This window comes from Flavobacterium sp. FlaQc-48, assembly GCF_044007335.1.
In the GTDB taxonomy this organism is placed as follows: Bacteria; Bacteroidota; Bacteroidia; order Flavobacteriales; family Flavobacteriaceae; genus Flavobacterium.
Map to the genome: position 1 here is coordinate 1 of NZ_JBIPCR010000014.1, position 19,515 is coordinate 19,515.

14 protein-coding genes are annotated in these 19,515 nt (G+C 36.5%); 12 read left to right on the top strand and 2 right to left on the bottom strand.

Going from position 1 to position 19,515, the window contains the following annotated elements:
- Positions 1-274: 274 nt before the first annotated feature.
- Positions 275-1,282: an LLM class flavin-dependent oxidoreductase gene (locus ACHRWY_RS19465; protein ID WP_395356900.1), complete on the bottom strand. Its 1,008-nt coding sequence runs from the start codon at positions 1,280-1,282 to the stop codon at positions 275-277.
- 283 nt (positions 1,283-1,565) lie between these two features.
- Here ACHRWY_RS19465 and ACHRWY_RS19470 point away from each other — a divergent pair, with 283 nt between their 5' ends.
- The 10 genes from ACHRWY_RS19470 to ACHRWY_RS19515 all read left to right on the top strand — a co-directional run bounded on the left by ACHRWY_RS19470 (position 1,566) and on the right by ACHRWY_RS19515 (position 14,191).
- Positions 1,566-2,909 carry a sigma-54-dependent transcriptional regulator gene (locus ACHRWY_RS19470; RefSeq protein ID WP_395356902.1) on the top strand — a complete coding sequence of 448 codons (1,344 nt, stop codon included), beginning with the start codon at positions 1,566-1,568 and terminating at the stop codon, positions 2,907-2,909.
- 200 nt (positions 2,910-3,109) lie between these two features.
- Positions 3,110-3,391 carry a hypothetical protein gene (locus ACHRWY_RS19475; protein WP_395356903.1) on the top strand — a complete coding sequence of 94 codons (282 nt, stop codon included), beginning with the start codon at positions 3,110-3,112 and terminating at the stop codon, positions 3,389-3,391.
- 170 nt (positions 3,392-3,561) lie between these two features.
- A complete protein-coding gene (gene kdpF, locus ACHRWY_RS19480) occupies positions 3,562-3,639 on the top strand; it encodes a K(+)-transporting ATPase subunit F (RefSeq protein ID WP_073075461.1) in 78 nt (25 codons plus the stop codon).
- 92 nt (positions 3,640-3,731) lie between these two features.
- Positions 3,732-5,453, top strand: a complete 1,722-nt coding sequence (kdpA, locus tag ACHRWY_RS19485; RefSeq protein ID WP_395356904.1) for a potassium-transporting ATPase subunit KdpA — start codon at positions 3,732-3,734, stop codon at positions 5,451-5,453.
- A gap of 12 nt (positions 5,454-5,465) precedes the next feature.
- On the top strand, positions 5,466-7,499 hold the full coding sequence (gene kdpB / locus ACHRWY_RS19490) for a potassium-transporting ATPase subunit KdpB (RefSeq protein WP_395356906.1): 2,034 nt from the start codon (positions 5,466-5,468) through the stop codon (positions 7,497-7,499).
- Between the two features lie 125 nt (positions 7,500-7,624).
- Positions 7,625-8,191 carry a K(+)-transporting ATPase subunit C gene (locus ACHRWY_RS19495; RefSeq protein ID WP_395356908.1) on the top strand — a complete coding sequence of 189 codons (567 nt, stop codon included), beginning with the start codon at positions 7,625-7,627 and terminating at the stop codon, positions 8,189-8,191.
- A 505-nt stretch (positions 8,192-8,696) separates the two neighbouring features.
- Positions 8,697-9,773 (top strand): porin, encoded by a 1,077-nt coding sequence (locus tag ACHRWY_RS19500; protein WP_395356909.1) that lies wholly within the window; start codon positions 8,697-8,699, stop codon positions 9,771-9,773.
- Between the two features lie 126 nt (positions 9,774-9,899).
- The gene (locus ACHRWY_RS19505) at positions 9,900-11,027 is read left to right on the top strand and encodes a sensor protein KdpD (RefSeq protein ID WP_395356910.1); all 1,128 of its coding nucleotides are present in this window, start codon (positions 9,900-9,902) and stop codon (positions 11,025-11,027) included.
- A gap of 202 nt (positions 11,028-11,229) precedes the next feature.
- Complete coding sequence (locus ACHRWY_RS19510) at positions 11,230-12,948, top strand: ATP-binding protein (protein WP_395356912.1); 1,719 nt, start codon at positions 11,230-11,232, stop codon at positions 12,946-12,948.
- 481 nt (positions 12,949-13,429) lie between these two features.
- Entirely contained in the window at positions 13,430-14,191 is a 762-nt protein-coding gene (locus tag ACHRWY_RS19515; protein ID WP_395356913.1) for a phosphatase PAP2 family protein, read from the top strand.
- Positions 14,192-14,270: 79 nt separating this feature from the next.
- Here ACHRWY_RS19515 and ACHRWY_RS19520 read toward each other — a convergent pair whose 3' ends face one another.
- Positions 14,271-15,044 carry an XRE family transcriptional regulator gene (locus ACHRWY_RS19520; protein WP_395356914.1) on the bottom strand — a complete coding sequence of 258 codons (774 nt, stop codon included), beginning with the start codon at positions 15,042-15,044 and terminating at the stop codon, positions 14,271-14,273.
- Positions 15,045-15,129: 85 nt separating this feature from the next.
- Here ACHRWY_RS19520 and dinB point away from each other — a divergent pair, with 85 nt between their 5' ends.
- Both dinB and ACHRWY_RS19530 read left to right on the top strand, forming a co-directional pair.
- Complete coding sequence (dinB, locus tag ACHRWY_RS19525; protein ID WP_395356915.1) at positions 15,130-16,311, top strand: DNA polymerase IV; 1,182 nt, start codon at positions 15,130-15,132, stop codon at positions 16,309-16,311.
- On the top strand, positions 16,312-19,371 hold the full coding sequence (locus ACHRWY_RS19530) for a DNA polymerase III subunit alpha (RefSeq protein WP_395356916.1): 3,060 nt from the start codon (positions 16,312-16,314) through the stop codon (positions 19,369-19,371).
- Positions 19,372-19,515: the final 144 nt, after the last annotated feature.

The following is a 19,515-nucleotide window of genomic DNA, read 5'->3' on the forward strand; positions in this document are numbered from 1 at the left end:
TTTAACTCCTTATTTATACCAAATGTTCTTCTGAAAACTACTCCCCTAGCCCCGATAGTAGTGAAAATCCTTTTGTACCGGGGTTCGGTACAAAAGATTGCAACGCATAGCGGGATTAAGCTCCTAACTCAAAGGCCAAAATCTCAAACTCACTCAGCCAGACAAAAAGTGATCCTATATATAGGTAACAAAAACAAACCCGACAGGTTTTGGAAAACTGTCGGGTTGGGTGATTGAAATCTTACCTTATATATTAGGAAAGGGAAAAGTGTCCTTATTTAGTGTTTATACTATCGATTACTTCTTTTGTAATGTGGATGCTTTTGAGTTTAGCCTGATGATCGAAAATTGGGCCTGTTGCCATTAGCTCGTCTACTTTGGCGTAATCGATGAACTTTTTAAGATCTGTTATTAGCTGCTCTTTGTTTCCTGTGAAAGTACATGCGGTCATTTGATTGACATGAAAACGTTCTTCTTCGCTCATGATATCATCCAGGGAATCTACGGGTGGCTGCAAACCTTTTCGGTCACCTCTAATTAAATTTAGAAACATTTGGTATAAACTTGTCGATAATCTTTCGGCTTCTTCATTGGTATCGGCTGCAATGATATTGACACAGGCCATTGTTTTGGGTTTGTCTAAAACAGCTGAAGGCTGAAAGTTTTCGCGGTAGAACTCAAAAGCCTGTATCATTTGTCGTGGTGCAAAATGCCCGGCAAATGCATAAGGTAATCCGTAAGCCGCGGCAAGTGCGGCGCTTTCCATACTTGAACCCAGAATCCAGATGGGAACATTTGTCCCTTCGGCTGGAAAAGCCCTTACTTTTGCTGTAGCATTTTCGGCTGAAAAATAATCCTGAAGCTTGGTGACGTTTTGCGGAAATCGCTGTGCCTGTTCAAAAAAGTCTTTTCGGATGGCTTCGGCAGTTGGCTGATCTGTTCCCGGAGCTCTTCCTAAACCTAAATCGATTCGGTTTGGATAAAGTGTTTCTAAGGTTCCAAATTGTTCTGCTACTATTAAAGGAGAGTGATTCGGTAACATGATTCCGCCAGAACCAACACGAATGGTTTGCGTTTGACTGGCGATGTAACCAATTAAGACTACAGTTGCTGAACTGGCAACGTGTGCCATATTATGATGTTCGGCCAGCCAGAAACGCTTGTAACCTAAGTGGTCTGCGAGCTGGGCTATTTCTTTTGTTTTTTGAAATGTTTCGGGTGCGTTGCTATCTTGTGTAATGATAGCTAATTCTAATATCGAGATTGAAATTGGGTCTTTCATATATAATGTAGCTTTTATGCAAAATTAATTCATTTACGACAAAGCTTAAATTCTTTCGTGTTAATAGATTTATAAAATTTATCGGTGTTAAATATTTTAATGCTGTTATTTTGAATTGAAATATCGCCATTAAATAGATTAAAAGTAGTTTTTACCAGAAGCTACAACTTTATAATCTCTAAATTATTTTTCGCAAGAATTTCCGATAAATCAAAAAAGTTGAATGATTTTAAACCTAAATTTGTACTTCAAAAATAAATTTCGATCCTAGACTTTCCCTCAAATGACACATAAAATTTTAATTATAGACGACGAAGAAAAACTTAGAAGTCTATTGGCGCGCATTATAAAATCAGAAGGCTTTGAAGTTATTGAAGCGAAAGATTTAAAATCTGGTTTTAAAAAACTGGAACAAACGGATGTTGATGTTGTGTTATGTGACGTAAAATTACCGGACGGAAATGGTGTTGATTTTCTGCAGACTATCAAAGGAAGTTTTCCTTTGATTGAAGTTATTTTGTTAACGGCTTTCGGAAATATTCCGGATGGTGTTCAGGCGATGAAAAATGGCGCTTTTGATTATATTGTAAAAGGTGATGATAATGACAAAATTATTCCGCTTTTATACAAGGCCGTCGAAAAAGCACATTTGCAGAAAAAAGTAAAACAACTCGAAAAACGTATTGGCGATAAATATTCCTTTAATACTATTATAGGAAAATCTAAAGGAATCGAACAGGTTATTGATTTGGCCCAAAAAGTGGCTAAAACCGATTCTACTGTTTTGCTTACAGGCGAAACCGGAACCGGAAAAGAAGTGTTTGCACAGGCAATTCATGAAAATAGCAATCGTGTCGGGAAATCTTTTGTGGCTTTAAACTGCAGTACTTTCAGTAAAGAAATTCTGGAAAGCGAATTATTTGGACACAAACAAGGAGCTTTTACCGGAGCTTTGAAAGATAAAAAAGGTTTTATTGAAGAAGCCAATGGCGGGACTTTATTTCTGGATGAAATTGGAGAGATGCCAATTGATCTTCAAGCCAAATTATTACGCGTTTTAGAAACCAGCGAATATATTCCTATAGGTGATACTACTCCAAAAAAATCGAATTTCAGATTAATTGCTGCAACAAACAGGGATTTAAAGACAGAAAGCGAAGAACACCGTTTTCGTTCTGATTTGTATTTTCGCCTCAATATTTTCGAAATTAAACTTCCGCCTTTACGTGAAAGAATAAAAGATATTGCTCTTTTGACCCATTCTTTTGTTAAACAATTTTCTGAGAAGACCAATAAAAAAACATTACATATAACTGATGATTTTCTTGATAAATTAACACATTATTCCTGGCCGGGAAATATTCGCGAACTCAAAAACATTATTGAAAGATCAGTTATTTTGAGTAATGGCGATACTTTAACTTCAGATGTTTTGCCTTATGAGATGCAACATCAAACAGAAAAAAACAGTAAACCCATGTCGGCTTTCTCCATGCAGAGTGTTGAAAAACTACATATTCAAAAGGTTTTAAATTATACAAAAGGTAATAAAGCAGAAACGGCACGTTTGCTCGAAATTGGGATTGCTACTTTGTATCGAAAGCTAGAAGAATATGGAATCCAATAGCAAGGGCAATTTCAATGACCATCCAAATTTTTAATCAATACCTTATCATTTCAATAAAAGCTTATCATTTTGATAGGCTTTTTTTATGCCTGATTTTTGGCATAAAGCTACATTCCTTTTATTGACAGCACTTTAGACACAACTTGACTTTTTCGGAACATCTTTTGGCATAAGGAGGGAGAACACAAAAATTCATTCTCATGAAAAATCAAGTCACCTCAATCTACAAACAAGCAGAACGCTTTGCTGAAATAACTAAAAAATCTATTATTTCCGGTAATATCGTCCGCGCAAAAAAATGCCTGGCACTCGCTGAACGTTTATTCGTTAGCGGAAGCATTGAAACCAAAAATGCCATTTCGAATGTGTATGTTTTCTCTGTTTCTTCTTTTATGGAAGTGCGTCACTGCAATATTTCACATCTTTTTCCTCAAACGCTAAAAGCGGAATATATCAAACAAATTAATACTTCAGGAGTATAAAAATGTTTAATCGGTTAACTGTTATTTGGTTAATCGTCCAAAAATCTAAAAATCCAATAATCTAAATAATTCTAAAACCTATGTTAATCACTTTTCTTTTACTCGCATTGGCCGTTGTGTTGTTTGCGATCTGTTTTAAATCAGTTGAATTTTTTGAAAAAATCTAAATCATGACTGCACTATTTATTGTTTCCATCGCCGTTTTTGGCTATTTGGTTTATGTATTAATTAAACCTGAAAAATTTTAATGATGTTAAAAGTTATAAGTGAGATGTTAGATGTTATACGTCAATCTCCTTTTACAAATCACATCTGACATTTCACTAAAATTTAAAAAATTATGAACACAGAATTACTAGGCGTCATCAGTATCTTTATCGTTTCGATAGTTTTAGCTATTCCGTTAGGAAAATATATTGCTAAAGTTTATTTGGGCGATAAAACATTCTTTGACCCGATTTTCAATCCAATTGAAAAATTTATATTTAAAATCAGCGGTATCAATTCCTCTGAAGAAATGAACTGGAAACAACACTTAAAAGCACTTTTAAGTATCAATATGCTTTGGTTCTTTCTTTGCTTTTTCGTTCTATTGTTTCAGGGATCGTTGTTTTTAAATCCTGATAATAATCCAAACATGACACCTGATTTGGCCTTTAATACCGCCATTTCATTTGTAGTGAACTGTAATTTACAACATTATTCAGGCGAAAGTGGCGTTTCTTACCTTTCACAAATGTTCCTGATGTTCCTGCAATTTGTTTCTGCCGGGGTTGGTATGGCTTCTGCAGCAATCATTTTTAATGCAATGAAAGAAAGAACTACAGAGAAACTAGGCAACTTTTATAATTATTTTATCAAAAGCTGTACCCGTATTTTATTACCACTCTCCGTTATAGTTGCTACAATTTTAGCATTCAGCGGAACCCCAATGGATTTTGACAGTAAAGATTCCATCACAACTTTACAAGGCGATCACGTTGACGTTTCCCGAGGGCCTGCTGCTGCTTTTATTGCCATTAAACACTTAGGTACAAACGGTGGTGGATTCTTTGGAGCCAACTCAGCTCATCCTTTAGAAAACCCAACTTATTTTACCAATGCAGTTGAGCTTTGGTCACAATTAATTGTTCCTTTTGCCATGATTTTTGCTTTAGGTTTTTATCTAAAGAAAAAGAAATTATCCTACGTAATTTTTGGAGTGATGACGATTGGGTTCTTACTACTGGTTATTCCAACAATGATGTCAGAAATGAACGGAAATCCAGCTATCGAAAAAATGGGAATTGCCCAGACAACCGGAGCTATGGAAGGAAAAGAAGTGCGGTTTGGACCAGCTGTTTCTGGTTTTTGGAGCATTGCAACCACGGTAATTTCTACAGGTTCTGTAAATAGTATGCACGATAGTTCAATGCCGGTTTCCGGTGCTATGGAATTGCTTGCCATGATGGTCAATGCTTTTTATGGTGGTTGTGGTGTTGGTATCCTGAACTTCTACATCTTCATCATTCTGGCTGTATTTATTTCGGGATTAATGGTGGGGCGAACACCGGAATTCTTAGGAAAGAAAATCGAAGCGCGAGAAGTTAAAATTGCTGCTTTTATCGCTATTCTTCATCCTTTATTAATATTATCAGGTACCGCTTTAGCATCTTATTTTGCTGCAAATGATACCGCAATGGGTTACTGGTTTAGCGGAAACGCAACAGGCTGGTTAAATAATCCGGGACACCACGGATTCTCTGAAATGTTATACGAATATACTTCGAGCGCTGCCAATAACGGTTCTGGTTTTGAAGGTTTAGGTGATAACAATCCGTTCTGGAATATCACTACAGGAATTGTGTTGCTGTTAAGCCGTTTCATTCCTATCGTTGGGCCATTGGCAATTGCAGGATTATTGGCGAATAAAAAATACATTCCTGAAAGTGCCGGAACTTTAAAAACTGACACTTCTATTTTTGGAATTATGGTTTTTGCCGTAATCGCGATTATTGCTGCTTTATCATTCTTTCCAGCGTTGGCTTTAGGTCCATTGGCAGAATATTTTACTTTAAAATAATATAAAAGAAAAATGACTAATAATAAATCCAATTCATTGTTTGAAAGCAAACAGGTAAAAGAAGCTTTAGTGCAATCTTTTGTGAAGCTGAATCCAAAAATGATGATCAAAAATCCGGTAATGTTTACCGTAGAAATAGGAACTGCCATTATGCTTGCTGTTTGTGTTTCCATTTTGATGGGAGCAACAGATCAGGGTAGTTTTATCTATAACTTAATTGTGTTTTTAATTTTACTAGCAACGCTTTTGTTTGCCAATTTCGCAGAGGCTATTGCCGAAGCCAGAGGAAAAGCACAAGCGGATAGTTTAAGAAAAACACGTGAAGAAACTCCTGCCAGACAAATTTTGCCTAATGGGGAAATCAAAAACATCAGTTCATCTGAATTGAAAAAAGGTGATATTTTCGTTTGTGAAGCCGGAGACCTAATTGCAACCGATGGTGAAATTATCGAAGGTTTAGCTACAATTGACGAAAGTGCCATTACAGGAGAAAGTGCTCCTGTAATTCGGGAAGCCGGAGGTGATAAATCATCTGTAACCGGAGGAACAAAAGTACTGTCTGATAAAATTAAAGTAATCGTAACCTCCGAGCCCGGCGAAAGCTTTCTGGATAAAATGATTGCTTTGGTTGAAGGGGCAAGCCGTCAGAAAACACCAAACGAAATTGCCTTAACCATTTTATTAGCCGCATTTACTTTAATCTTCGTGATTGTGTGCGTTACGCTAAAACCGTTTGCCGACTATGCAAATGCACCCATCACGATTGCGGCTTTTATTGCTTTGTTTGTTTGTTTGATTCCAACCACAATTGGAGGTTTACTTTCTGCAATTGGTATTGCGGGAATGGACCGAGCATTGCGTGCCAACGTAATTACAAAATCAGGAAAAGCGGTTGAAACTGCCGGAGATATTGATGTATTGCTTTTGGATAAAACCGGAACTATTACGATTGGAAACAGAAAAGCGACCAATTTTTATCCTGCAAAAGGCGTTTCTCAGGAAGATTTTATAAAATCTGCTGTGTTAAGTTCACTGGCAGATGACACTCCGGAAGGGAAAAGTATCGTGGAACTGGCAGGAGCCGAAACTGCCAATAAATTATCAATTGAAGGTGCTACTTTAATCAAATTTACCGCAGAAACCAGAACTTCCGGAGTTATTTTAAAAGACGGAACTAATATTAGAAAAGGTGCTCAGGATGCAGCAAAAAATATCTCACTTCAGGCTGGAAATACTTTCCCTGAAGATACTGCACAAAAGGTAATCGATATTTCGTCTAAAGGAGGAACACCGCTAGTTGTAATTAAAAACAATCAGGTTCAGGGTGTTATCGAATTGCAGGATATTATTAAAACCGGAATGAAAGAACGTTTTGACCGTTTGAGAAAAATGGGTGTAAAAACAGTGATGGTTACCGGAGATAATCCCCTTACAGCTAAGTTTATTGCCGAAGCTGCCGGAGTAGATGATTTTATTGCCGAAGCGAAACCTGAGGATAAAATGAATTACATCAAAAACGAGCAAAACCTGGGTAAACTGGTTGCCATGATGGGTGACGGAACTAATGATGCTCCTGCCCTTGCACAAGCAAATGTAGGTGTTGCCATGAACAGTGGAACTCAGGCTGCAAAAGAAGCCGGAAACATGGTCGATCTTGACAATGACCCAACCAAATTAATTGAGATTATCGAAATTGGTAAACAGCTTTTAATGACCCGAGGCACTTTAACTACTTTTTCTATTGCAAATGACGTTGCGAAATATTTTGCTATTGTTCCTGCTCTTTTTATTACTGCGATTCCTGCGCTTGAAGGCTTAAACATCATGCGTTTGCACAGCCCTGAAAGTGCGATTCTATCAGCAGTAATCTTTAATGCGATCATCATTCCGATATTGATTCCATTAGCGTTGAGAGGTGTTGATTATAAACCAATCGGTGCAAGTGCGATCCTAAAAAGAAACCTTTTGATTTATGGTTTAGGCGGATTAATTGTCCCTTTTATCGGAATTAAATTAATTGATTTATTGGTAGCTATGTTTATGTAAGCTGCTAAGGCGCTAAGTTGCTAAGGTCCTCAGTTTTTTTCTTAGTGCCTTAGAAACTTACCGCTCATAATCTTCAAAAAAATCTTAGAAACTTAGAGACTTAGTCTCTTAGAAACTTCAAAACAATGAAAACAATATTTTCACTCTTAAAATTGACACTGCTTACCGTAATTCTGTTTGCAGTTATTTATCCCCTTGCGATTTATGGAATTGCACAATTTGCTCCTAATCACGGAAAAGGAGAAACTATTTCGGTTAACGGAAAAGTGGTGGGATACCAAAAAATAGGTCAGAAATTCGATAAGCCGAATTATTTCTGGGGAAGACCTTCGGCTGTTGATTATAATGCTGCAGGAAGTGCAGGAAGCAATAAAGGACCAAGTAATGCTGAATATTTGGCTTTGGTTCAAAAAAGAATCGATACGTTTTTAGTGGTTCACCCGTATTTGAAAAAATCGGAGATTCCATCAGATATGGTTACCGCTTCAGGAAGTGGATTAGATCCAAATATTTCGCCGCAAGGTGCTTTGATTCAGGTGAAACGTGTTGCCAAAGAAAGAAAATTAGCTGAAGACAAAGTAAAAGCTTTGGTTGAATCTAAAATTAATACACCAAAAGTTATGGGAACTCCAACGGTTAATGTGTTGGAATTGAATGTGGCTTTGGATGAGCTTTCTAAGAAAGGTTCTTAGGTTCTGAGTTTTTTATCCTAACAGGTTTCTAAAACCTGTTAGGTATGGCAAAGTGATTCATTCATTAGTTCTGCGATTTTCCCCCTACAAGTTTTCCAAAACCTTGCAGGTATGATTCCCGAATGTTTTTATACCTATTTTATGTCATTTATATAAAAGAGAAATCATACAAAGTAAAGCAACTCGAATTTGTATCAGCAAGCGTGATCTTGTAGTGTGATTTCTCCTCCGTCGAAATGACAAACCGGACGTTCCTGAATTGAAACGTTGACAAACTAAATTTAAAATAAATACCTAACAGGTTTTGGAAACCTGTTAGGATAATAAAAGCCCTTTTTTACCCCAAAAGGCCTAGCCCGGATAGTAGTGGAAATCCTTTTGTGCGGGGGTTCCGCACAAAAGATTGAAACGGATAGCGGGATTAGCTCCTAAAAAATCTACTAATAAAATTAATTAAACGTGACAAGTTTAGACAACTGTCGGGTTTGAATACCACATTAAAAAAATGAAAAAAATAATACTTACCGCTTTAATCGCTTTTGGTTTTAGCAATTTGCATGCACAAGAAGAAACAAAAAGTCCACTAACCTTTTCTGGATATATAGAAACCTATTATAGTTATGATTTTGGAAAACCGGATAATCATACCCGTCCAGGCTTTTTTTACAATTATAATAAAAGTAATGAAGTGAATATCAATTTAGGAATGGCAAAAGTGAATTACAGCAAGGATAATGTTCGTGGAAATTTTGCTTTAATGGCCGGAACTTATGCCGAATATAATATGGCGGCTGAGCAAGGTTTATTGAAAAATATATATGAGGCGAATGTGGGGGTGAAAATTTCGCAAAGCCATAATTTATGGATTGATGCAGGAATTATGCCGGCGCACATAGGTTTTGAAAGCGCGATTGGTAAAGATTGCCAGACTTTAACGAGAAGTATTCTCGCTGAAAACTCTCCGTACTACGAAACGGGAGTTAAAATTGGTTACACCTCTGAGTCCGGAGAATGGTATTTGGCGGGAATGTATTTGAATGGATGGCAACGTATTGAGAAAGTAGAAGGTAATCACACGCCTGCCTTTGGAACGCAGGTTACCTACAAACCATCTGATAAAGTGGTTTTGAACTGGAGTACGTATGTGGGAAATGAGCAACCGGATATCGACAAAAAATGGCGCTATTTTAATAACTTTTATGGACAATTTAAAGTAACAGATAAAACAAATGTTACGGCTGGTTTTGACGTTGGATCACAACAAGCGGTTAAAAATAGTAACAAATATGATACCTGGTTTTCGCCAGTTTTGATTCTGCAATACAAACCAACGGATAAAATTCAGCTTGCGGCTCGTGGCGAATATTATAGTGATGAAAAAGGAGTTATTATCGCTACAGGAACGCCAAATGGTTTTAAAACTTACGGATTTTCAGCTAACTTTGATTACTTAGTTACTGATAATGTAATGTTTAGAATCGAGGCAAGAAATCTTTCGAGTAAAGATGAGATATTTACAAAAGACAATCTTCCAACGGATACGAATACGTTTGTAACGACTTCGCTGGCGATTTCTTTTTAAACATTAAAAATTGATTTTTTACCATTAAGATATTAAGTTTCATTAAGTCACAAGCTTAACGTTCTTAATATCTTAATGGTTAAAAACTTTAAAAAACTTTGTGACTTAGCACCTTCGGTCAAAATTATGGAACAGGAAAAAGAAAATAACGCGCAGCACTTTCTCGATTTAATTCAGAAATCACGAAAAGGAAAGTTTAAAGTCTACATTGGGATGAGCGCCGGTGTGGGGAAAACATACCGGATGCTACAAGAAGCACATTCGTTGTTAAAAAACGGAATTGATGTGAAAATTGGTTACATCGAAACGCATATGCGAAAGGAAACGCATGAGCTTTTATCTGGTTTGCCCGTTATTCCGCGGCGAACCATTTTCTATAAAGGGAAAGAGCTCGAAGAACTCGATGTGCAGGCGATTATCAATCTTAGACCTGAAGTGGTAATTGTTGATGAATTGGCGCACACTAATGTTGAAGGAAGCAAAAACGAAAAACGCTGGCAGGATGTTCTTGAAATTCTGGAAGCGGGAATTAATGTAATTTCGGCAGTGAATATTCAGCATATTGAGAGTCTGAATGAAGATGTAAAACGCATTACAGGAATCGACGTTCAGGAACGAATTCCGGATAATGTTTTGCGATTGGCGGATGAAGTCGTGAATATCGATCTAACCTCAGAAGATTTAATTGCACGTTTGAAGGAAGGAAAAATTTATACGCCGGATAAAATACAAACGGCTTTGACGAATTTTTTTAAATCGGAACAAATTTTACAATTGCGTGAATTAGCCCTAAAAGAAGTAGCCAGTCAGGTAGTTCGAAAAGTAGAAAGCGAAGTGCCACAACTACATGCTTTAAGGCATGAAAAACTGCTGGCCTGTATTAGCAGTAATGATAAAACGGCTAAAATTGTAATTAGAAAAGCAGCACGTCTGGCAAGTTATTACAACGGATCATGGTATGTCTTGTATGTGGAAACGCCTAAAGAAAGCAGCACCAAAATCGCATTAGACAAACAGCGTCATTTGATTAATAATTTTAAACTGGCCGTACAATTAGGAGCTGAAGTCATAAAAACAGAAAATAAAAATATTGCAGATGCTATTTTGATTGCTGTTGAAGAAAAACAAATAACAACTGTCTGCATTGGGAAACCACATTTGAATTTATTTAAAGTAATTTTGTCCACAACGATTTTCAGACGCTTATTGAATAGTCTCTCTTTATCGAATGTTGACCTTGTAATTTTATCGTAAAAAATTTCTAAACCATATAAGTAGTATAAGTTCATTTAAAAATTTAACCGCAAAGAACGCGAGGTTTACGCAAAGTACGCTGAAGTTTTTTGCTGACAGGGGCGTAAAGTTTTCTGTCTTTAACTTAATTATGCAGCCTCTTATATTTTCTTATATTACTGATATGGCTCAAAAAAAATAAAATGTTTTTAAAACAAACATCATGAGAATTAAAACTAAATTGAATCTGGGAGTTGGATTATTATTTTTAATGATTATCATACTTTCGTTAGTCAGTGGCTATTCTGTTTTTTTAATAAAAGCAGACACTGAGAATATCCTGAAAGCGAATTATAATACGCTGGAATATTCCAGAAATATGATTTTGTCTTTGGATGAAATCAAGATCAGTAATGACGATAAGATTCATACTTTTAAAGAATATCTGGAGAAACAAACACAAAATGTTACTGAACCAGGAGAAAAAGAAGCTACGGCCAGTCTCGAAAAAAGTTTTGCCTTTTTAGAAAAAAATGTTTCTAATGAAGCTATAAAAACACAAATCAGACAAGACATTTTTGCGATTATGAAACTCAATCTCGATGCCATAAAGCAAAAAAGTGATATCGCCAGACATACTGCCGAAAATGCTAATTTATGGATTGCCATTGTTGGAAGTTTATGTTTTTTAATCGCTTTTAATTTACTGGTTAATTTGCCCAATAATATTGCCAACCCTATTAAGGAACTGACACAGAGTATTAAAGAAATTGCGAATAAAAATTATTCGGAACGGGTACATTTTACCAATCACAACGAATATGGCGATCTGGCCAAATCGTTTAATACAATGGCACAGAAACTTCAGGAATATAATGATAGTAATTTGTACAGACTCTTCTTCGAAAAGAAACGACTGGAAACTTTAATCAATAATATGCATGATCCTATTATTGGTCTGGACAATGAGGGAATTGTTTTGTTTGCCAATGATGAAGCCCTTAAAATTATTGGTTTGAAACTCGATGCTGTTATTGGTAAATCAGCTTCAGATTTGGCTTTATCAAATGATTTGATTCGCTCCTTAATTTTAAAAGAAGATGCTGATGTTTCTAAGAAACAACCTCTTAAAATTTATGCTCACGGAAAAGAAAGTTATTTCGAAAAAGAAATTCTGAACATTACCATAATTCCAACAGGAGAAGAAAAAGAAATCAATATTGGAGATGTCATTATCCTGAGAAACATTACGCCTTTTAAAGAACTTGATTTTGCCAAAACCAATTTTATTGCCACAGTTTCACACGAATTAAAAACGCCAATCGCATCTATAAAATTAAGTCTTCAATTACTTGAAAATACTAAAACCGGGGCGATGAACGACGATCAGAAACAGCTGGTTGAAAGCATTAAAGATGACAGTCAGCGATTGCTGAAGATTACGGGCGAACTGCTTAATTTATCGCAATTGGAAACTGGAAATATTCAACTGAATATTGAAAAAAGCAATCCGCATGAAATTGTAAATTATGCCGTTGAAGCTGTAAAAGTTCAGGCTGATCAAAAGCAGATTAAATTGGTTATTAATGCTGATGAAAACCTAAATGATGTAAAAGCCGACAGCGAAAAAACGAGCTGGGTTTTGATTAATTATTTATCGAATGCAATAAGATATTCTTCTGAAAAAAGTACGATTGTCATTAAATTAAAAGAAGAAAACGATCAAATCGTATTTCAGGTTATCGATACCGGAAAAGGAATTGATGCGAGATATAAAGACAAAGTTTTCGATAAGTATTTTCAAGTCCCGGGAAGTCAAAAATCAGGAACAGGGCTGGGTCTGGCGATCAGCAAAGAATTTATTGAAGCCCAGAACGGGATTATTGGCGTAGAAAGTAATTTAGGATTGGGAAGTACTTTTTGGTTTGCATTGAAGGTTTAAAAAAGGGCCATCGGCCCGACCAATATTGTAGGGCTGGATTTTAATCCAAATATAATAAAACAGGTGGTTCCTACGGAACTTTAAAAATGCATACATCCAATTTTCAACGGATTAAAATCCGTTGCTACAATATAAATCATTCCTCCTGAATTTTATGTAGTCCCTACGGGACATTCTTACTGATCTCTATTTTTTTTTACCAATATTTAACTCCTAACAGAGTAATATCCCGGAGAGATTATATATTGGCAGAAAAATTTTATACGCGATATGTTTGTCCCTTAGCGATTCCACCTCTTTAATTTAAAATGATATTTTATTTCCATTGAAATTGAATCCTTTAGCCCTCTAATATTTAGGCAATCTTAATCAAACTATCTCTTTTAAAACCAACAAATTAATATTGACTTAAGGTTAGATTAAGTCCAAAATACTTGGATTGGACATTCGTTATTATTGCAACTTATAACAATAACGAAAGATGTTTTACAAAGCGGTTTCTCTGGTATTTTTATTCGGTTTTTTGAGTGCAAATGCGCAACAAAATGATTCGATAATCAAAATTGACAGTACTTCACATCATTTAAAATTCAACTACAAACAATTAATCATTCCAAGTGTATTGATTGGATATGGTGTTATTGGTATTGGAAATGATCAGCTCCTGAGTTTTAATCATCAAATTAAAAATGAAGTAACCGAGGATATTGATGAGAAAATTACCATTGACGATTTCTCACAATATGCGCCAGCAGCTTCGGTTTATGCTTTGAATGCTTTTGGCGTAAAAGGCAAAAACAATATGAGGGATCGATCCGTAATATTTGTAACTTCCTATGTTATAATGGCTTCGACAGTTTTGGGTCTAAAGTCGATTGTACATGAAGAACGCCCGGACGGAAGTTCAAATAACTCGTTCCCTTCCGGACATACCGCAACTGCTTTTGCCGGAGCCGAGTTTTTATGGCAGGAATACAAGGACAAATCGATTTGGTACGGAATTGCAGGGTATGCCGTAGCCACCGGAACCGGATTATTTAGAATTTACAACAACCGCCATTGGCTAACTGATGTCGCTGCCGGGGCCGGAATTGGGATTTTAAGCACCAAATTGGCGTATTGGATGAATCCGTATATCACCAGAAAATTATTCAAATCCTCTTCTGAAAGTAAATCAACTTCTATGATAATGCCTTTTTATAATGGGCAGCAATATGGGTTGGGTTTTGTGAAGGTTTTTTAATTTTTTTTTTCGCTACAAAGGCACTAAGGGACAAAGTTTATTTAAAGCTACTCCCGATAGCTATCGGGAGTGACAAAAATTACGTATTCGAAGTATTATTCTTAATCTCCATAACCTCTCTTTTCACTTCCAAAAGCAAATCTTTCATACTTTGGGATTCTGTCACTTCATGTCGCTTATCGCTGCGTCCGATGCTGCATTCGTATTCCCAGATTTCTAAAATATCAGAGGCTTTCACTTCATAATTTGGATAAAATCGATTGTCGGATTCCAGAACCAAAGCATTCTTTTTGTTTTTGTTGAGACGTTTATATACCATCCCTTCATTTTTGGTAATCAGGATATAGGTCCTGCCATCCATCACCTCTCCTAACCTTTCTACATATCGGCCAATAATAATCGATCCGTCTTCGTGTGGAGGCATTGAATCACCTTCAACAGGAAATCCGCGGTGTTTGCCCGGTCCTAAAAACGGTAGGGAAACTTGTTGCAGGCTCTCGATATATTCCGGATCGGCATATCCGTTTAGGTAACCCGCTTTTGCTTTTTGGGATACAATTTCGATATAATTCTCCCCAAAGCTGTCTACTTGTATGGGCAAAATAAGCCGGTTGCCTTCTAATTTTATCAGGTTTTCTATATTGATTTTACGTATGTCTACAGACAATAGTAAATCAATACTCATATGAAAATATAAAGCAATCTGCTTTAAAATATCATATGGTGCTTCGGAGGTTCCATCTTCGTATTTAACGTATCTTCCTCGGGTAATTCTAAGGTTTTCAGCTAATTTCTCCTGAGATATTTTATGCTTAACCCTCAATGCTCTGATGTTATCTGAAAATAAGGACATAATTAATTTGTTATAATTTGGAACAGCAAATATACGAAAAATTGTTATTATCTGTACTAATTTTGTTTCATACAAAAACAAGGAAATGGCAAGGGCAATTGTACACATGGATTTGGATACCTTTTTTGTATCCTGCGAGAGGCTAACCAACTCAGAGTTAAAGGGTATTCCTTTGATTATTGGCGGCGGTGATCGTGGTGTTGTAGCGTCTTGTTCATATGAAGCCCGAAAATTTGGAGTACGCTCAGCCATGCCTATTCAGATGGCAATGAAACTTTGTCCTGATGCGAAGGTCATCAAAGGTGATATGGAATTATATTCCCGATTGTCACATGATGTTACGCAGGTTATTCAGGAAAAAGCACCGATAATGGAGAAAGCCAGCATCGATGAATTTTATCTTGATATTACAGGAATGGACAAATTTCACGGCAGTTATAAATGGACAGATGAACTCGCACAATCGGTTATTAAAGAAACCGGATTACCTATTAGTTTTTCATTATCTGTCAACAAAACCGTTTCTAAAATTGCGACCGGAGAAGGCAAACCAACAGGAAATTTAGAAATTCCGGAAGGCAATGTACAGTCCTTTTTGAATCCGTTGTCGATACAGAAAATACCCATGGTTGGCAATGTAACTTTTCAGCTTTTATCCCGAATTGGCGTTCGTAAAATTCAGACTTTGTCTGAAATGCCTCCCGAAGTTTTACAGCAAATGATTGGTAAAAACGGCCTGGACATCTGGAAAAAAGCCAACGGAATTGATCATACCCCCGTAGAACCTTATACAGAAAGAAAATCAATTTCTACCGAACATACTTTTTCTCAGGACACAATCGATATTATCATGCTAAAATCGATATTGATTGGCATGGTCGAAAAACTGGCTTTTCAATTGCGATCTGAACAATGGTTAACCTCAACCATTACGGTTAAAATACGTTACGCCAATTTTGATACCGAAACCAAACAATGCAAAATCGCCTATACCTCAGCAGATCATATTCTGACCAAAAATGTAATGGAGTTGTTTGACAAAGTATATCAGCGTCGTATGCGATTGCGTTTGATTGGTATTCGCTTTAGCGGATTGGTTCGCGGAACATACCAAATTGATCTATTTGAAGATACCGAGGAAATGTTATCACTATATGCAGCGATGGATAAAATGAAAAGCCGTTATGGTTTTGATGCTGTAATGCGCTGTGCCGGAGCCCATTTTAAACCTAATAATAAAGATGAAATTTTAAAACGTATCAAATAAATGTATCTCAACTGTCATTCTTTTCATTCGCTCCGCTACGGCACGATTTCTCTTGATAATCTTATCAAGGAGGCCGTTTCTTTTGGTGTAAAAGCTATGGCACTTACAGATATTAATACTGTAACAGGAATATATGATTTTATACGAGCCTGTGATAAAGTGGGGATTAAACCTCTTGTGGGAATGGAATTTCGCTGCAATCATCAATTCCGATATATTGGTTTAGCTAAAAATGCCAGCGGATTGGCTGAAATGAATCGCTTTTTAACGGAACATAATTTTAGCAGAGAACCTTTACCCTTAATTGCTCCGGAATTTGATTCGGTTTTTGTGATTTATACTTTAGAAAATGCTCCGGAATTTCTTCGTGAGAATGAATTTATCGGAATTCGTCCGGATGAAGTTTTAAGGCTTCTTACTTCGGAACACAAAAATAAAACAGCCAAAATGGTTGTGCTTCAATCAGTAACTTTTAGCAATAAAAAAGAATTTAATCTGCATAAAATTCTGCGTGCGATTGACACCAATATTATTTTATCAAAATTGACAGAAGCTGATTATTGCAAAACTTCTGAAAAAATGCTGGCTTTAGAATCGTTAATGCCTTATTATGAAAGTTATCCTGAAATTATAGTCAATACGCAGCAAATAATCGATTCCTGTAATTTTGAATATGATTTTACAACGCCAAAAAACAAGAAGTTTTTTACTGAAAATCGCGAAGGTGATATAATACTATTACGCAAACTTGCCTACAAAGGTTTACTTTGGCGTTATGGTGAAAACCATGAAGCGGCAAAAGCACGTGTCGAAAAGGAACTCAAAGTAATTGATGAATTAGAATTCAGCGGTTATTTCTTAATTAGCTGGGATATTGTTCGACATAGCAATAGTTTGGGTTTCATGCACATTGGCCGGGGTAGCGGCGCCAATAGTATTATTGCCTATTGTTTAGGTATTACCGATATCTGCCCGATAGAACTGGACTTATATTTCGAACGCTTTTTGAATTTGAATCGAAAAAGCCCTCCCGATTTTGATATCGATTGGAGCTGGAAAGAACGCAATACCATTTTAGAATATATCTTCGATAAATATGGCCGTGATCATGTGGCTTTTTGTGGAACCAATGTCGAATTCAAACACCGTTCTATTTTTAGGGAAGTCGGAAAAGTATTTGGCCTTCCGAAAGAAGAACTGGACATGCTGGCCAAAAATCCTGAGCAGTTACAGGAAACCAATTCTATCGTAAAACTAGTTCAGGACTACAGCAAGATGATGCTTAAATATCCCAATCAGCGTAGTATGCACGCTTGCGGAATTATCATTTCTGAAGAACCTATTACTAATTATACGCCACTGGAAATGCCTCCAAAAGGATTCCCTATCGTGCTTTTTGATATGCACATTGCCGAAGAAATTGGTTTCGAAAAATTCGATATTTTGAGTCAGCGTGGTATTGGTCATATTGATGACAGCGTAAAACTGATTGAGAAAAACCGCGGTATAAAAGTTAATATTCGGGACACTTCGATTTCTAAAGATGAAGCCATATGTAATGTTCATTTGGCACAAGGCAAAACCATTGGTTGTTTTTATATCGAAAGTCCAGCTATGCGTGGATTATTACGCCGATTGAATTGTGATAATTATAAAATTTTGGTTGCCGCTTCTTCTATTATTCGTCCCGGTGTAGCACAATCCGGAATGATGAAAGAGTATATTTTTCGTCATAATAATCCGGATCAGTTTCAATATTTTCATGAGGTTTTTAAAGAGCATCTGGGTGAAACTTATGGCATTATGGTGTATCAGGAAGATGTGATCAAAATTGCCCAGCATTACGGCGGACTTCCCGCTCCTGATGGTGATATCCTGCGCCGTGCCATGTCCGGAAAAGGACGATCTATGGAGGCTTTACAAAAAGTAAAAGATAATTTCTTTGCCTGTTGTGCCGAGAAAGGACATCCTGAAGGGCTTAGCCAGGAAATTTACCGCCAGATTGAATCCTTTGCGGGATTTTCGTTTTGCAAAGCGCACTCGGCTTCTTATGCTGTAGAAAGTTACCAGAGTTTGTATCTCAAGATCAATTATCCTGTAGAATTTATGACAGCGGTAATCAACAATCAGGGCGGATTTTACAGAACTGAGGTTTATGTACACGAAGCACGCATGTCCGGCGGAACAGTTCTTAATCCGTGCGTGAATAAGAGTGAATATCAAACTACGGTTTACGGAACTGATATTTATCTCGGTTTTATGCATTTGCAGAGTTTAGAATCAAAAACCGCTCATTTGATAGAATCTGATCGGGAGAAAAATGGTGATTTTCTTTCTTTGGAGGATTTTATCCATCGCATTCCGATTGGGATTGAAAGCATGAAAGTTTTGATTTTTATAGATGCTTTTCGCTTTACAGGAAAAACTAAAAATCAGCTTTTGGTCGTTGCGAGTTTGCTTTTAAACAATTTCAAACCCGAAAACAGAAGTTTGATGCTCTTGCAGGAACCCGTTAAAGAATACAAACTACCTACTTTGGAACGTTCTTTACATGAAGATGCTTTTGATGAAATCGAACTTTTGAGTTTCCCTGTATCCTGTACTGTTTTTGATTTGCTTCAAACCAAACATCGCGGCGATATTATGGCAAAAGATTTAGTAGCTCACCATAAAAAACAAGTTCGCATGCTCGCGTATTTAATTTCCAGAAAGCAAGTTCCGACCAAAAAAGGCAATATGTATTTTGGGACCTGGATCGATCACGAAGGTACTTATTTTGATACGGCACATTTTCCGGATTGCCTGGCACAATTTCCTTTTCAGGGCGGAGGCTGTTATCTCCTTTTAGGAACTGTCGAAGTCGATTATCATTTCCCGACGATCACGATTACTAAAATGGCCAAAATGCCTTTTATTCCTGATCCACGTTATATGGATGCAAAAGATCAATATAAAACACAGCGTTTGATCAAGGAAGATGTGAGTCCAACGCATCGGGAACCGTATCCGCAGGCGCATGAAATTAATTTACCCAGACACCGAATGAAATTTCAAAACTAAAAACCGTTGAACATATTTTTTTAAAACACATAGAAACATAGTTTTAAAGAAAATAAAAAAAGGCGTTTCACTTGTCTAAATACACATAGCTATGGGAGAAATCATGATTTTATAAAAGTACCATATATTTTAAAATTCAAACCT

Bases quoted from the DNA above. Each gene is read 5' to 3' on its own strand.
- ACHRWY_RS19465 (WP_395356900.1), bottom strand. From the start codon at position 1,282: ATGAAAGACCCAATTTCAATCTCGATATTAGAATTAGCTATCATTACA.
- ACHRWY_RS19470 (WP_395356902.1), top strand. From the start codon at position 1,566: ATGACACATAAAATTTTAATTATAGACGACGAAGAAAAACTTAGAAGT.
- ACHRWY_RS19475 (WP_395356903.1), top strand. From the start codon at position 3,110: ATGAAAAATCAAGTCACCTCAATCTACAAACAAGCAGAACGCTTTGCT.
- kdpF (WP_073075461.1), top strand. From the start codon at position 3,562: ATGACTGCACTATTTATTGTTTCCATCGCCGTTTTTGGCTATTTGGTT.
- kdpA (WP_395356904.1), top strand. From the start codon at position 3,732: ATGAACACAGAATTACTAGGCGTCATCAGTATCTTTATCGTTTCGATA.
- kdpB (WP_395356906.1), top strand. From the start codon at position 5,466: ATGACTAATAATAAATCCAATTCATTGTTTGAAAGCAAACAGGTAAAA.
- ACHRWY_RS19495 (WP_395356908.1), top strand. From the start codon at position 7,625: ATGAAAACAATATTTTCACTCTTAAAATTGACACTGCTTACCGTAATT.
- ACHRWY_RS19500 (WP_395356909.1), top strand. From the start codon at position 8,697: ATGAAAAAAATAATACTTACCGCTTTAATCGCTTTTGGTTTTAGCAAT.
- ACHRWY_RS19505 (WP_395356910.1), top strand. From the start codon at position 9,900: ATGGAACAGGAAAAAGAAAATAACGCGCAGCACTTTCTCGATTTAATT.
- ACHRWY_RS19510 (WP_395356912.1), top strand. From the start codon at position 11,230: ATGAGAATTAAAACTAAATTGAATCTGGGAGTTGGATTATTATTTTTA.
- ACHRWY_RS19515 (WP_395356913.1), top strand. From the start codon at position 13,430: ATGTTTTACAAAGCGGTTTCTCTGGTATTTTTATTCGGTTTTTTGAGT.
- ACHRWY_RS19520 (WP_395356914.1), bottom strand. From the start codon at position 15,044: ATGTCCTTATTTTCAGATAACATCAGAGCATTGAGGGTTAAGCATAAA.
- dinB (WP_395356915.1), top strand. From the start codon at position 15,130: ATGGCAAGGGCAATTGTACACATGGATTTGGATACCTTTTTTGTATCC.
- ACHRWY_RS19530 (WP_395356916.1), top strand. From the start codon at position 16,312: ATGTATCTCAACTGTCATTCTTTTCATTCGCTCCGCTACGGCACGATT.